The organism is Bacteroidales bacterium, assembly GCA_026418905.1.
Taxonomy (GTDB): Bacteria; Bacteroidota; Bacteroidia; order Bacteroidales; family DTU049; genus JAOAAK01.
Map to the genome: position 1 here is coordinate 1 of JAOAAK010000022.1, position 13,969 is coordinate 13,969.

Annotated in this window: 12 protein-coding genes; 7 read left to right on the forward strand and 5 right to left on the reverse strand. The window is 35.6% G+C overall.

Going from position 1 to position 13,969, the window contains the following annotated elements; translation table 11 throughout:
• From N2Z72_04540 to N2Z72_04560, 5 genes are all read left to right on the forward strand, one after another.
• The coding region (locus N2Z72_04540; protein ID MCX7696947.1) for a transglycosylase SLT domain-containing protein at positions 1–1,086 on the forward strand (1,086 nt) is incomplete at its 5' end.
• A gap of 44 nt (positions 1,087–1,130) precedes the next feature.
• A complete protein-coding gene (locus N2Z72_04545) occupies positions 1,131–2,585 on the forward strand; it encodes an oligosaccharide flippase family protein (protein ID MCX7696948.1) in 1,455 nt (484 codons plus the stop codon).
• A gap of 54 nt (positions 2,586–2,639) precedes the next feature.
• On the forward strand, positions 2,640–5,189 hold the full coding sequence (locus tag N2Z72_04550) for a YfhO family protein (protein ID MCX7696949.1): 2,550 nt from the start codon (positions 2,640–2,642) through the stop codon (positions 5,187–5,189).
• Positions 5,173–5,955, forward strand: a complete 783-nt coding sequence (locus N2Z72_04555) for an SGNH/GDSL hydrolase family protein (protein MCX7696950.1) — start codon at positions 5,173–5,175, stop codon at positions 5,953–5,955. The genes N2Z72_04550 and N2Z72_04555 overlap by 17 nt, the downstream gene beginning before the upstream one ends.
• A 1-nt stretch (position 5,956) precedes the next feature.
• Complete coding sequence (locus tag N2Z72_04560) at positions 5,957–7,423, forward strand: MBOAT family protein (GenBank protein ID MCX7696951.1); 1,467 nt, start codon at positions 5,957–5,959, stop codon at positions 7,421–7,423.
• On the opposite strand, the gene ettA is transcribed toward N2Z72_04560, so the two are convergent.
• The 4 genes from ettA to ung all read right to left on the reverse strand — a co-directional run bounded on the left by ettA (position 7,414) and on the right by ung (position 12,290).
• Positions 7,414–9,075: an energy-dependent translational throttle protein EttA gene (gene ettA / locus N2Z72_04565; GenBank protein ID MCX7696952.1), complete on the reverse strand. Its 1,662-nt coding sequence runs from the start codon at positions 9,073–9,075 to the stop codon at positions 7,414–7,416. The genes N2Z72_04560 and ettA overlap by 10 nt on opposite strands.
• Positions 9,076–9,086: 11 nt before the next feature.
• Positions 9,087–9,944, reverse strand: coding sequence for a hypothetical protein (locus N2Z72_04570; GenBank protein MCX7696953.1), 858 nt, complete (start codon positions 9,942–9,944; stop codon positions 9,087–9,089).
• Positions 9,945–10,014: 70 nt separating this feature from the next.
• Complete coding sequence (locus N2Z72_04575; GenBank protein ID MCX7696954.1) at positions 10,015–11,634, reverse strand: BamA/TamA family outer membrane protein; 1,620 nt, start codon at positions 11,632–11,634, stop codon at positions 10,015–10,017.
• Positions 11,622–12,290: a uracil-DNA glycosylase gene (ung, locus tag N2Z72_04580; GenBank protein ID MCX7696955.1), complete on the reverse strand. Its 669-nt coding sequence runs from the start codon at positions 12,288–12,290 to the stop codon at positions 11,622–11,624. The genes N2Z72_04575 and ung overlap by 13 nt, the downstream gene beginning before the upstream one ends.
• Positions 12,291–12,349: 59 nt before the next feature.
• On the opposite strand from ung, the gene N2Z72_04585 reads away from it, so the two are divergent.
• On the forward strand, positions 12,350–12,484 hold the full coding sequence (locus tag N2Z72_04585; GenBank protein MCX7696956.1) for a hypothetical protein: 135 nt from the start codon (positions 12,350–12,352) through the stop codon (positions 12,482–12,484).
• Positions 12,485–12,497: 13 nt separating this feature from the next.
• On the forward strand, positions 12,498–13,271 hold the full coding sequence (locus tag N2Z72_04590) for a hypothetical protein (protein MCX7696957.1): 774 nt from the start codon (positions 12,498–12,500) through the stop codon (positions 13,269–13,271).
• Positions 13,272–13,273: 2 nt separating this feature from the next.
• On the opposite strand, the gene N2Z72_04595 is transcribed toward N2Z72_04590, so the two are convergent.
• Positions 13,274–13,951 (reverse strand): PrsW family glutamic-type intramembrane protease, encoded by a 678-nt coding sequence (locus N2Z72_04595; GenBank protein ID MCX7696958.1) that lies wholly within the window; start codon positions 13,949–13,951, stop codon positions 13,274–13,276.
• Positions 13,952–13,969: the final 18 nt, after the last annotated feature.

The window sequence follows — 13,969 nt, forward strand, 5'->3', positions numbered from 1 at the left end:
TTAGAAGGGCTTCGCAAGTTGTCTTTCGAAAATTGGGATCTAATGGCCATCCCCTACCCAGCAATATATCCATCATTTCCTGGCACAACTTACACTGAACCTCTTTTTTTTGATGATTTTATTCTTTACTGTTCTGATTCATTTCAAGATTCTTCAAATTTGGAACAATTTGATTCAATTCGTAAAGCTTGTTGTATCCTCCCCTATCAATGGGACAAATTTATCCTTCACTCTTTCTTTTCAGATATTTGTGTTTGTATAAAAAATGTTTCATGGAAAAAACTTCGAGAAAACTTTATCTGTTCCGACACCCTTCGCCATTTACTTTTTTTGGGCCCACAAAAATGGATGTCTTTTCTCATTGGGTTTAAGAAAAAAAACGTCAAAAGCTACAAACAAATCCCATTTTGTTGGGTTGTACGAATCGATGCCGCTGCTTTCATTCATGAAATAAACTCATGGATCAAAAACCAAAAAAAAACTGGCGTTATTAATATTCTTCTGACAAAATACTACAACTATGTTTTTCCATTGGCCAATCCACTTTCAAAATCGTTTCACTCATTCTATTCGTCTACTTTGTCAATATACGATGACATTATAAAAAAATACGCTGGCATGATCGGATTGGAATGGCTTCTTGCCGCCTCCTTAATTTATGAGGAAAGTAAATTTCAAACTAAGCTAACTTCCCGTTCAGGGGCTTATGGAATTATGCAACTCATGCCCTTTATTATGGAACGATACGGTATCGATACTTCTAGTTCTGTTGATAAGCAGATATATGTTGGTTTTTTACTGCTAAGCGAATTTAACAAAGTATTTGATAAATTTTCTCTCCCTCCCTCAGTACGCGACCGTGTGATTATTACAGCTTACAATATGGGATTCTTTCCACTTAAAAAATGCATCGAACTAATTCAGAAAAAGCAAAGCTTGAAAGAAGTTACCTTTAAACAAATACTAGACTGTCTTGAAAATAATCAGGAAGGATTCCGATTACCTCGACCAATGTTAAAGCAGGGAAAAGTTTTTGTCAGTAATATATTCGAACGTTATCAAATTTACCGCGAGCTCTACGACTAAGCTTATAAGATTAAACAGAAAATGATTTACTTTTGTTCATCATTATGAACGGAAAGTTCATTAAACACTCTTTCATCTACATGGTTGTTGGAGCTCTTCCTCTAGCAACTAGCATACTATTATTACCTTTTTATGGCAATAAATATCTTCTTACGACTGAACAATTTGGCTTGTTGGCTATATACATTCTGCTTTCAGATTTTGCAAGATTAGCTTTTACATTTGCTCTCGAAAATTATGTCGGTGTAAATTTTATCCATGTAGTTCAAGATCCACAAAAACAAAAAATATTCATTGGAACTGTTTTTGGATTAATGACACTGCTAGGAACATTTATGTTGGTTTTGTTCACCACAACAGGAAATTTGCTTTTTGGAACAATCTACCCTGGTGGAAAACTAATTTTTTTCCCATATGGTTTTCTCTCTCTTGCTACAGGCCTTTTCACAGCTATTTTTAAAGGTTATGGCAATCTGATGATTTATCAACAGAAACCCAAATCTTATTTTTGGGCTCATTTTATCCACTTTCTTTCGGTGGTTGGTATTTCCATTTCATGGCTCTATCTCCAGCCCTATTCTCTCGACGGTCCCATTTATGCAAGATGGATAGGTTCAATCATAACTCTTCTCTGGACATTTGCTTTCGTAGTTAAAAATGGCAAATTTTCTATGGACCTTCCTATCATTAAAGATGCCTTCAAATTTTCAATACCTCTGTGGATCTTTTACATTCTTTACTGGGTAGTAGCTAACATCGATCGCTACATTATTTTAGGATTCCTTACTGCTAAGGAGGTTGCTATTTACGACGTAGCTATTAAAGTAACTTTATTGATTGAATTTCTTCAAAATGGTCTTTCTTCTGCTATTTTTCCTGAAGTTTTCAAAATTTGGAAAGCAAATCATAACGCAAAAACCTCTCATCAAGAGGTAAATAAATATTTTGATTTTTTCACGTTATTAACTTCTTGGTCGATCCCTCTTACCTTTCTGGCAACAATTCTATTCTTGCCACTTTTTGTCAACAACGAAGATTTATACCAGGCTTTTCGATATCTTCCTGTTTTGCTTGCAAGTATGATCATTCGTTCGTGGTTTTATTATGAATATGCCATTATTAATTATTTTAAAAAAACCCTCGTACTTGCTTGGTCTTTTGCTGTAGTTGCTGTTTTTCAGGTTATCTTGACTTACTGGGGAGTACGTCTTGCATCTTTGGATGGAGCTATGATGGTTAATTTTTTAATCAAAATTTTACAGGTTGTTCTTCTTTATGTAGGTATTCGTTCCTGGTTTAATTTCGTTCCCTCCTGGAAAACTATGTTTTTCATGCCGTCGTTCTTTATTGTATTTTTGTTCATTGCTTATTTCTTCAATATTCCATTTTGGATAAATTTTTCTATTCAGGTGATCATGTTGCTCGTTTTGATGTATGTTTTTTATCCACACCCCATTCGATATATTAAAAAATTTGTCCAAAATTTTCTTGTATTTTAGCAACATCATTAGAGCATATTAGAATCATTTTTTTTCTTAGGTTTGTCAAAAAAAATGAGCACTTTTCGTGATAAGTATTTATCCTATGTTGTAGCGGGTATATTTATTCTCGTTTTATTATTGATCATGTTTTATCCAGCTCTGGAAGGAAAAACCATATTACAGGAAGACGTTATGAGCTGGAAAGCAAATTCAAAAGAAGCTTTTGATTACTACCATAAAACTGGAAAACAAGCTTTTTGGGCGAACAACGTTTTCAGTGGTATGCCCACGTATCAGATTACCATCAAACATTGGGGAAATTTGTTCTTACACGTAGACAAAGCACTTACATTATTTTTACCTTTCTTCATGGGAATTATCTTTTTGATATTCACCGGTTTTTATCTTTTTACGCGTTGGTTGAAGATGAATCATTCTGCTGCATTATTAGGTGCATTGGCATTTACTCTTTCATCATATTTCTTCATCATTTTGGCTGTAGGTCATAATTCAAAAGCTCATGCTATTGCTTATATGGTTCCATACTTGATTTCAGTGTTTTTCCTATACCGCGGAAAATATTTGCTAGGTACTTTATTGACAGCTGCTATTTTGGCTCTTGAGCTGAGTTGTAACCACGTTCAAGTAACATATTATCTAGCTTTCATGGTTCTTTTTCTAGTGATCAGCGAATTTATTCATGCCATCAAGGAAAAGGCTTTTAAACGTTTTTTTGTCGCAGCTGGTTTGCACCTAGCGAGTGTACTAATAGCTATTTTGGTGAATTTCTCAAACATCTATACTTCCTACCAATATGCCAAAGAAACCATTCGTGGCAAATCTGAACTGACTAGCAAAGAAAATGTTAAAGGACTGGACAAAAGTTATATCACCCAATGGAGTTATTCGCCAGGAGAAACTTGGACATTGATCATACCTAACGCCAAAGGAGGGGCAAGCCAACCTATTAAAATAGACGGAAAACGTTTTCTTTCCAGCGTCGAGAATCCACAAGTCAGAGGCTTTTTAGGGGAATGGCACCAGTATTGGGGTGAACAACCTTTTACATCTGGGCCAGTCTATGCTGGTATTGTCATAAGTTTTCTTTTCCTACTTTCTCTCTTCCTATCGTCTCATCCCCTCAAATGGCCTCTTCTTGCTATCTCGTTGCTTGCTTTAGTTCTTTCTTGGGGTCACCACGCTTCTTGGCTTACCAACTTTTTTATCGACTACATTCCTCTGTACGATAAATTTCGAGCTCCCTCCATGTGGCTTATCGTACTTGAAATTACTATTCCTCTATTAGCTGTTTTCTTTATACATGATTTACTCACTCGAAAAGAGGAACTACAGAAAAAAATTAAAGTTTTATATATTACTGGAGGTATTATGACTTTCATTTTATTGTTATTTTATCTCTCACCTTCTTCTTTCTTTTCATTCATCTCATCTAACGATACCAGCATGATCGAACAATATAAGAACTATTTTTCTCAGCAAAGTTCTGATCCAGCTCAAAATGCTCAAATCAACGCATTTTTTGAAAATTTTGAACAAGAGCTTATTGGTTTACGGATCCAGATCTTTAAGCAAGATGTCTTACGTTCTCTCATATTTTTACTTCTTACTTTTACCTTGCTTTGGGCATACTTCAAATGGAAATTTAAACCAATTGTTCTCGTATCTGGTCTAGCTTTATTCATTGCCGCCGACATGATACCTGTCAACAAACGATATTTAAATAACAAAAATTTCGTATCCAAAGCTAAAGCAGAAAAGCCATTCACTGCATCCTTTGCTGACATGCATATCTTGCAGAATAATCCTGAAGGTCATCGAACCCTTAATCTCTCTGTCAATACATTTAACGATGCCACCACATCATACTTCCATCGTAGTATCGGCGGTTATCATGCTGCCAAACTTATGCGTTATCAAGAACTTATTGAGAACCAGATATCTCCCCAGATTAAATTGCTTACATCCTATCTACAAAATAATATTACTCCTGAAAAACTAGATACTGTCTTAAGTAGAATGAACATACTTAATATGCTTAACACACGTTACATTATCGTCAATCCTAACGCTCAACCCATCATCAATCCTCATCATTGTGGTTTTGCATGGTTTGTCGATAGAGCAATTATTGTTGAAAACGCAGATGAAGAAATTCAACGTGTTGGAGAAATTGATCCGAAACGTGAAGTTACAGTAGATAAAAGATTTGCTCATTTATTTAAATCGATTGATTTCACTCATCGCGACACTTCTGCAACCATCCAAAGAACAAACATCACCCCTAACGAAGTTAGTTTCACTGTCCAAACCACTACGCCACAATTAGCCGTCATCAGTGAAATCTGGTACCCAGAATGGGAAGTTTATATCGATGGTAAAAAAGTCGATTTGCTAAGGGTAAATTACGTGTTGCGTGGAGTTGTCGTCCCTGCTGGAGCAAAGGAAATTACAATGAAAATTTATCCTCATGCTTTTATTATGAGTTCCTGGATAAGTCTTGCATCATCTATAATTTTACTTGGAGCTATTTCAACAGCTTTATTTTTCTATTTCAGAAAGAATACATCCTTTAGAAAAAATGAAAATGAATCGCATTCCTAAGCCTTATTTTTATTTTCTATTCACCATCACTTTTTCATTGCTGTTTTTTGTTTGTCTCTCCTTTATGAAAATATCTTTCTCCTTTGCTGGGATTGAATGGAAAGATAGCGGACTAAGAGAATTTTTTCTTCGCGAAAAACCTACTGCTTTACTTGCTGATACTCTCGTACATAAGCCTGATGAAAAAGAAGATCATCGTGATAGTAGCGCACAACGTTTTCTCCTCATTGGAGATTCTATGATTGAATTTTTTCGTCTACGCTTCAACGACTATTGTCGCCATAACGGCCATAAGATGTTTACTGTCATATGGTTTAGTTCTCAAACTTATTGGTTCGGTACCACAGATACCCTCAAGTTTTTTATTGAAAAATACAAACCCACTTACGTATTGCTTAGCTTAGGAGCTAACGAGCTTTTTGTTCCCAACATAAAAAGCAGGCAAAAATATATCGAACACATACTGAAACAAATCGGCAACATTCCTTTCGTTTGGATTGGCCCACCGAACTGGAAGGAAGATACTGGCATTAATGATTTAATCGTAGAAAATGTAGGACCTCGCCGTTTTTTCCCTTCAAAAAACTTAACTTATACTCGTGCCAAAGATGGAGCTCATCCCGACAAGCCCTCTGCCTTCAAATGGGCTGATTCTGTTGCCTATTTTTTACACAACCACGCTCTTCATAAAGTACTCATGAATAAACCTGATACTTTCCTTTACAAAAGCCCTCCTACTGAAATCTTGGCCCCTAAAAAAAATTAGTATGCATTGGAATGAAATTCTATTGGACTTCTTCTCATATCATTTAGATAGGCCATTACTTTTCAACAGTGCTACATTTTGGTTTTGGTTAATTGTTGTTTTAAGTGTTTATGCCCTTATCTATCAACATAACCTTGCTCGAACTATTTTCTTGCTAGCTTTTAGCCTATATTTTTATTACAAAAGCAGTGGCATTTTCGTGATTAACCTTCTTCTAACCATCATCTTTTCATATTTTCTTACCTTTCTGATGTATCAAACCAAAAATTTGCTTTTCAAAAAATTTCTACTTTTCATCACGGTTGCTTTTCCTTTGCTTGTATTGGGTTATTTCAAATACTACAACTTCTTCCTAGATAACGTGGGGGCTTTAACAGGTCAGAATTTCGACAAAGCTGATATATTTCTTCCTATTGGTATTTCATTCTATACTTTTCAGATTTTAAGTTATGTGATCGACGTTTATCGTGGTCAACTTTCCCCTGAAAAAAACTTACTTGATTTCGCATTTTACATCACTTTTTTTCCCCAATTGGTTGCCGGACCTATTGTTCGTGCAAGTTCTTTTCTTCCCCAGCTGAAAAAAAAGATCGTACTGGACAGTGTTGAAATCCAGAAAGGTTTTTTTCTGATATTACAAGGGCTTATCAAGAAAGCCATCATTGCCGACTACATTGCTCAGTACAATGATATAGTTTTCGCCAATCCATCTGGTTACAGTGGTTTCGAAAACCTTATGGCTCTATATGGTTATGCTTTGCAAATTTATTGCGACTTTAGTGGTTACAGCGACATGGCCATTGGTATGGGCAAGATTATGGGGTTTGACCTTGGTATTAACTTCAACAAACCTTACCAGGCACTTAATATTACTGATTTTTGGAGACGATGGCATATCAGTCTTTCAAGCTGGCTTCGAGACTATCTTTACATTCCCCTGGGTGGCAATCGAAAAGGAAAAATTCGCACTTATGTGAACTTATTCATTACTATGCTTCTAGGTGGACTCTGGCATGGAGCTTCATGGAGGTTCGTAATTTGGGGCGGCATGCATGGACTTGGACTTGCCATTCACAAAATTTGGCAAAAAATAGCTCCAACTAAACTGACAGAACATGTTCTTTGGAAAATTTTTTCTTGGTTACTTACATTTCACTTTGTGGTTTTTCTATGGATTTTTTTCCGTGCTAGTACCATGCAAGAAGCTATGGCAATGTTCACACAGATATTTACAGCTATGGATATGGCCTATGTTATTCCATTTTTCGAAGTAAGAAAATTATTTATTGTTCTTCTTCTCTTGGGTTTTGTTATTCATTTTATACCAACCCAGCTCTATCCCACGCTAGAAAATTGGTTTGTACGTGTACCTTGGCCTATCAAAGGATTGGTTTTCATCATCGTTGTCCAGCTCATCATCCAACTGAAAAGCGAGGGTGTTCAACCCTTTATATATTTTCAGTTTTGATAAATTTTTCGGAAAGGAATTCTTTTTTTTCCTACGGTGGAAACATATTGGTTTTCGTATTCCTGGAGCGTTCCTTCAAAGAAACGAACATTCCCTTCAGGCTCAAAGATGATAAGATGCGTACATAGTTTTTGCAAAAACCAACGATCATGACTCACAATTAAAGTACAACCGGCAAAATGCTCTATAGCAAGCTCTAAGGCGCGTAAAGTATTAATGTCAATATCGTTGGTTGGTTCGTCCAAAAGCAATACGTTAGAAGGTTTTTTCAGAGCTAAAGCTAAATGCAGTCTGTTTCTTTCCCCCCCTGATAATAAACCACATTTCTTTTCCTGTACGGGACCAGTAAACTGAAAGCGAGCTAAATAAGCACGAACAGGAATTTCATATTGATCTAAGTTTATAGTTTCTCGCCCATCACTTACCAATTCATAAACTGTTTTATCTGGATCGATAGGAGAATGCTGTTGATCAATATAGGAAATCTGAACTGTGCTCCCTAAAACGACACGACCTTCGGTGGGTTGTTCATAACCTGCTATCAAACGAAGCAATGTAGTTTTTCCAGCTCCGTTGGGACCAATAATTCCGACAACAGCAGTAGGAGGAATCGTAAATGAAAGATCGTTGATTAACCACCTCTCACCTCGCTTTACTGAAACATGCTCAAACCTAATCACATCATTACCCAAGCGTGGGCCTTTGGGGATGAAAATTTCGTAATTCTTTTCTTTCTTTGACGTTTCCTCTTCATACAGTCTCTCGTACGACTTAAGACGAGATCTATTTCGTTCTATCTTTTGTTGAGCATTAAGTTGTGCCCATTCAAGTTCATATTGTAAAGTTTTGATTTTTCGCTCTTCTATTTTTTGGTCTGTTACATACATTTGTAATTTTTGTTGAAGCCATGAAGTGTAGTTACCTTTCCAAGGTACACCTTCACCACGATCTAACTCCAAAATCCATTCGGCAACATGGTCTAAAAAATATCGGTCATGTGTTACTGCAATGATGGTCCCTGGATAATCTCGTAAAAATTGTTCAAGCCAATAAACAGCATTGGCATCTAAATGATTAGTAGGCTCATCAAGCAGAAGAATATCAGGTTGTTGCAGTAGCAATCGTACAAGAGCTACCCTTCGTTTCTCTCCACCGCTTAAAGTGCCAATTAGTCTATCTTGCGACGGACACATCAGTGCCTCCATGGCCATCTGTAAAGTTCGATCAAGTTCCCACCCCTGGTTTGTTTCAATAAAATTGGTCAACTCGCTTTGTCGGTCTATGAGCTTATTGAGTTCTTCGTCCGACATAGGTTCGGCAAAACGCATCGATATCTCTTCATATTCTTTTAATGCTTGGATAAGAGGAGCAACCCCCTCCTCTACTACTTCTCGAACTGTCTTGTTTGCATCCAATTCCGGTTCTTGTGGGAAATACCCAATGCTATACCCGGGCGAATATACTACTTTGCCTTCTGTGGGTTCCTCAAGTCCAGCAATGATTTTTAAAAGCGTCGATTTGCCAGCGCCATTTAAACCGATAACTCCAATTTTAGCCCCATAAAAAAAAGAAAGTGAAATATTTTTCAATACCCAACGGTTAGGAGGATATAGCTTCCCAACTCGAATCATAGAAAAAATAACTTTATCCATTCTAATTTTTTCTATTTAAACGATTTCAAGTCTGAAACATCAAATTTTCCATCTCGCATCGATGATGCTTTACCGAATTTATAATACAATATTTTACCATCTGATGCAGAAAAAATAAGTTTCAAATAGTAAAGCCCAGTCTTATTTTTTGGATCTAAAGTATAACCTAATGCGATCCCTTTGGTTCCGTTCATGGCTGCTTCCAGCATTTGTTCTCGAGAGACCATTTTAATTTTACCTGTGTACCATTTCTGAATGCGCTGAGGATCTTTCAAATCTTCCGTTACGTTCTCTTCAAGCAACCATAATTCCATCTGTGGAAGCGTGCCCTCATTGGCTTTACAAATATCGTCAAGTGTTACTTCTGGTTGAGTCTTGTTGTATTCAATAGCATAATGAAATACTTTTACATATCCTGGAACTTTATATAAGTATTCATTTTCTTCATCCTCATCATCTGAGAAAAAATAATTAAGTGGTGCTAGAATAACATCCTGTAGTTTATCAATTTCACCACTTTTGCTCCCCATGCTGATGCAAAGAAGATTTAATTGCACTTGAGATTTCTCGTAGGGGATTGATCCTTCCGATAGATAGAGAAAGGATGCTTGAGTTTGATTCATTTTTTTTTCAAATTCTTCTGAACTAATTACTTTCCAGGACGTAACCTTCCATGTTTTTTCAACACTTTGAACTAGTATATCATTAAACTGACCGAAAGGGTCATCAGTTTTAACTACATGCATCGTAGAAGAAAGAAATGCTTGTAAACGACTTTTCTTGATGGGAGGTATTTCCTGAGAAAAAAATTCAATCATATAAAAAACGAAAACACACAGTGTCATAAATTTTACCGTAAAACCTTTCATATGAAATTTATTTTAAATCTTAAATCAAAAATACATGAATTTTTGAATCTCTCTTGATAGAGGATAAACCCTAGAACATCAAGCTCACTCCTGTGTGAATTTTTCCAGATGAAAGTATGAAAGAACCCGGATTGGTTTTTCCTAAAGCATAATAAATACGAAAAATTCCCCCTCTCACTGAAAAAGTAAGCCCCCCTCCTACGGAAACATAATTCTTCTCGTACCATGTTTTCTGATGCCATTGTTGACCATTACAATAATCTGAAAACAAAACCACATAAGCATACTTCTCAAAAAATAGTCGCATTTCTATAGTAAGAAGTATGTATTCTTTCATGGTGATGCTATTTTCATCAAATCCACGTAGAGTCGAAAATCCCCCTAAAAACATAGCTTCATTGGGGGTGAGTTCAGGATAAAATATATTTGCATAATGTGAAGAAAAATGTACTCCTAGGAAAGACGTAAGAGGAACATAAGTTTTAAAGATAGACTTTACATCAAAAAGATAATTTTGAGTTGGAAGCGTTGTGCTATCATTTGCAGCCGGTATGGTGAGACGTGTTCCATGAGCTAAATCTAAAACAAATTCCCATCCACGCCTAGGAAGAATCCAGTCATCTGTATTTTTAAGTTCCACTTTAATTCCACCGAGATGATGACGAGTATGTAAAAAATTCCCGCCTTGAGATACTTCATTGTCAATGAGTGGCACGTTTTGTCGAAACTGATAATATGCACTTATCTGATGAGGGAAAAAAGAGTACATCAAACCGTAAGTTTGGTGAGCCTGTAAGAAAAACGTATCAACTTTATGAAGATCAAAAGTAAAACTTCCACCAAGATTTGTACCAGCCAAATATGGAATTTTGGCCTTTAGGTTAAACAACTGAGACTGACTATATCCTGTCCATTGCAAACTAAGTTCTTCTCCAAGATTAAACAAATTACATACGTATAGATTTCCTTGCCCTGTGAATTGAAGCTTATGCTGAGCTGTTCTACCAAAACCTATTAAGCCTTGAAAAGTATTGCTCTTTTTACGTCTTAGAGAAAGATGCAACGATACAGTTTCACTTTTAAATTTAAGTTCAGGTGGTGACGTAGCTTGTATCCAAGGATTGTTGTTCAGTTTTTGATTGAGTTTACGTATTTTTTTTTCTTGGTATAAATCGCCGGGTTTTATTTGTAACCATGTTTGTAGAAAAGAACGAGACAAAATTGGCAAGGGTTTTTGCACAATGCTGTCGATCGATAGTTGATTACCTGGACTCACGTAGAAGCGAACAAATGCATGATTTCTGCGAAAAGAATCTACAGTTACTTTGATGAATATAAAAGGATAACCCGCATTTTCGTATGTAGACAAAATCTTGTTAATCAAACGATGATATTTTTTCATTTTTCTAAAAACAAACTTCTTGTTCAAAAGTGACTTTATTTCCTTAACGGTATCCCCATCAATAAAAATTGAATAAAGATGGATTTTGAGTTTAGGACTATCAGAGGTAAAGGCCATCCATTTGGTGGTGTCATCTAAAGTAGGTACTTCGAAATTCTTTTCTGAATGTAATCGAATTGGTAATCCTTGATAATAAATGCCTACAAAAGAGGAATCTTTCAAATGATCGGGCGTTACCTGAGCAAAAGCAAAGCATGAAAAACACAATAAAAAAATTATAGTTGCCATTCAATTGGGGTCAAATGGTGAGAGATAAGATAAGCATTTGCTTTGGAGAAATGACGACAACCAAAAAATCCATTATGAGCAGAAAAAGGAGAAGGGTGTGCGGCCGTCAGTATGAGATGCTTTGAAGCATCAATAAGGGGGATTTTAGATTTAGCATTGCTTCCCCAAAGCATAAAAACTACATGCTCTTTTTTATCAGAAATAGTTCGAATTACAACGTCAGTAAAAATCTCCCATCCTTTGTTTCGGTGCGACAAAGGATTGTTTTCTCGAACTGTGAGGATAGTATTAAGAAGAAAGACTCCCTGTAATGCCCATTTGGTTAGGTTCCCAAACCTGGGTGGAACAAAACCTACATCGTCTTGTAGTTCTTTAAATATATTAACAAGTGAAGGGGGCAAAGGAACCCCTTCTTTGACAGAAAAACACAATCCATGAGCTTCACCATAACCATGGTAAGGATCCTGACCTAAAATAACCACTTTAACCTTTTCGAATGGAGTCAAGTTAAAAGCATTAAAAATTTCATGACCAGGTGGAAAAATTCGATATTTCTTTTTTTCTTCAATCAAAAAATTCTTCAATTCAGCAAAATACGGTTTCTGGAATTCATCCCATAAAAGTTCTTTCCAACATGGCACAATTTTTGGGTCAATCACTTTTGATTTTTTCACAAATTTCAAAAAAAATGTTATCTTTGTAAAAAATTGGTGGTATGAAAAAAGTGGCCTTTTTGTTTTTAATATTCGTAGGAATTCTAATATTTTCCTCTTGTAGAACACATAAGACTTGTCCTGCATATAAGAACGGTAGTGCTCAGGTTGTGAAAATAGAAAAGAAAAACGTTTAAATTTTTTTTACATTTGATAAGAACCTTACTGCTAATTATATTTCTTATTTGTTATTTTCTTGTATCCTCTCAGGAAAAAGGTATTACAGGGGATGAAATTGGTTATGTATATCGTGATGAATGGGATGCAGGTGTTTTCATTCATTCCAATGGTTTTGGTGCATCTTTTTATTTAGCGAGATGGACTTCTTATCGAACACGAAATTCTTTTGAACTTCAATATACCCATTTCAAACACCCCGAGGAAACGAAACGAAAAAACATTTATCAAACTGATAATGCTAAGTCTTTTATTTATGGAAAGTTATTTTATGTTAATTCTTTACAGATAGGAATAGATCGATGTATAACTTTCAACGAAAAGCCTTACTGGGGTGGAATTGATGTTCGATGGTTTTGGAGTGGAGGTGGGCAAATCTTCTGGCTTGTCCCTGTCTATGTAGAGATACTCCATAAAAGCACAACCAGTTCATTTTCATATATCACCGTCGAACGCTACGATCCTGAAAAGCATACTTTAGAAGATATTTACAGCCGAGATAGTTTCTGGACTGGTTTTAGTAAAAGCAAAATTTATCCGGGTGCATATGTCAAAATGGGCTTAAGTTTCGATTTCAGTCATACGACCAACAGGGCTCGCCTTTTAGAAACTGGAATGATGTTAAATTTTTCTCCAATACCTATAAAAATTATGGCTCACTCCCCTTCACAAAATATTTTTCTCAACGCATATTTAAAACTATTGATGGGTAAGAAATATCTTTTTCAACGATACGTAAATCAATAGCGCTAATTTTTAAAAGGTGAATCTAAAATAGCCTTTCTAATCAACCTCATCGATACTATTAAAAGAAAAGTTAAATAAAAAGGAAAAAAAATAAGCAATGATTCTTCTCCAAAAGAAGCAAAAAGAATAAAATCATATATACCGTGAGCTATAAAAGGCAATAAAAGAGCTGGAAATAATGACTTTTGGTAAAATTTTTTCTTTGCCAAATAAAATCCCATAATGATTGCAAAAAAAGCATGGGCTGGAACAGTTGTAAATGCTCTTACCACTCCTGTGGTGAGATATTCATTTACATCCTGAAACACATAAAATACATTTTCAACTAGTGCAAACCCTAATGAGACAAAAACAGCATACACAATCCCATCCATGGGTTCGTTAAAATGCTTTGATTGAAATGCAAACAAAATTAAAACTAGAAACTTAAAAAGTTCCTCTGTAAAACCAGCCACTACAAAAGCTTCCCAAAATGAAGATAGGATTGGATCACGTATTGAATTATTTATCAGCATTAAATTAAATTCAACAATAATAACAGGTATAACAGAAAGCATACCCATGCTGGTCAAGAACAAGCAAAATCGCAATGGTTCTTTTTCGTATTTATCACGTAAGTAGATATACAGAAGAATCAAAACGATGGGTGCAAGACTTAAAATTAATGCATTGATAAACATGATATTTCTTCTAAATTA

What these genes read in the sequence shown, in the direction of transcription:
- N2Z72_04585 (MCX7696956.1), top strand. Translation starts at nt 12,350, where the DNA reads ATGAAAAAAGTGGCCTTTTTGTTTTTAATATTCGTAGGAATTCTAATA.
- N2Z72_04560 (MCX7696951.1), top strand. Translation starts at nt 5,957, where the DNA reads ATGCATTGGAATGAAATTCTATTGGACTTCTTCTCATATCATTTAGAT.
- N2Z72_04570 (MCX7696953.1), bottom strand. Translation starts at nt 9,944, where the DNA reads ATGAAAGGTTTTACGGTAAAATTTATGACACTGTGTGTTTTCGTTTTT.
- N2Z72_04575 (MCX7696954.1), bottom strand. Translation starts at nt 11,634, where the DNA reads ATGGCAACTATAATTTTTTTATTGTGTTTTTCATGCTTTGCTTTTGCT.
- N2Z72_04550 (MCX7696949.1), top strand. Translation starts at nt 2,640, where the DNA reads ATGAGCACTTTTCGTGATAAGTATTTATCCTATGTTGTAGCGGGTATA.
- N2Z72_04595 (MCX7696958.1), bottom strand. Translation starts at nt 13,951, where the DNA reads ATGTTTATCAATGCATTAATTTTAAGTCTTGCACCCATCGTTTTGATT.
- ettA (MCX7696952.1), bottom strand. Translation starts at nt 9,075, where the DNA reads ATGGATAAAGTTATTTTTTCTATGATTCGAGTTGGGAAGCTATATCCT.
- N2Z72_04545 (MCX7696948.1), top strand. Translation starts at nt 1,131, where the DNA reads ATGAACGGAAAGTTCATTAAACACTCTTTCATCTACATGGTTGTTGGA.
- N2Z72_04555 (MCX7696950.1), top strand. Translation starts at nt 5,173, where the DNA reads ATGAATCGCATTCCTAAGCCTTATTTTTATTTTCTATTCACCATCACT.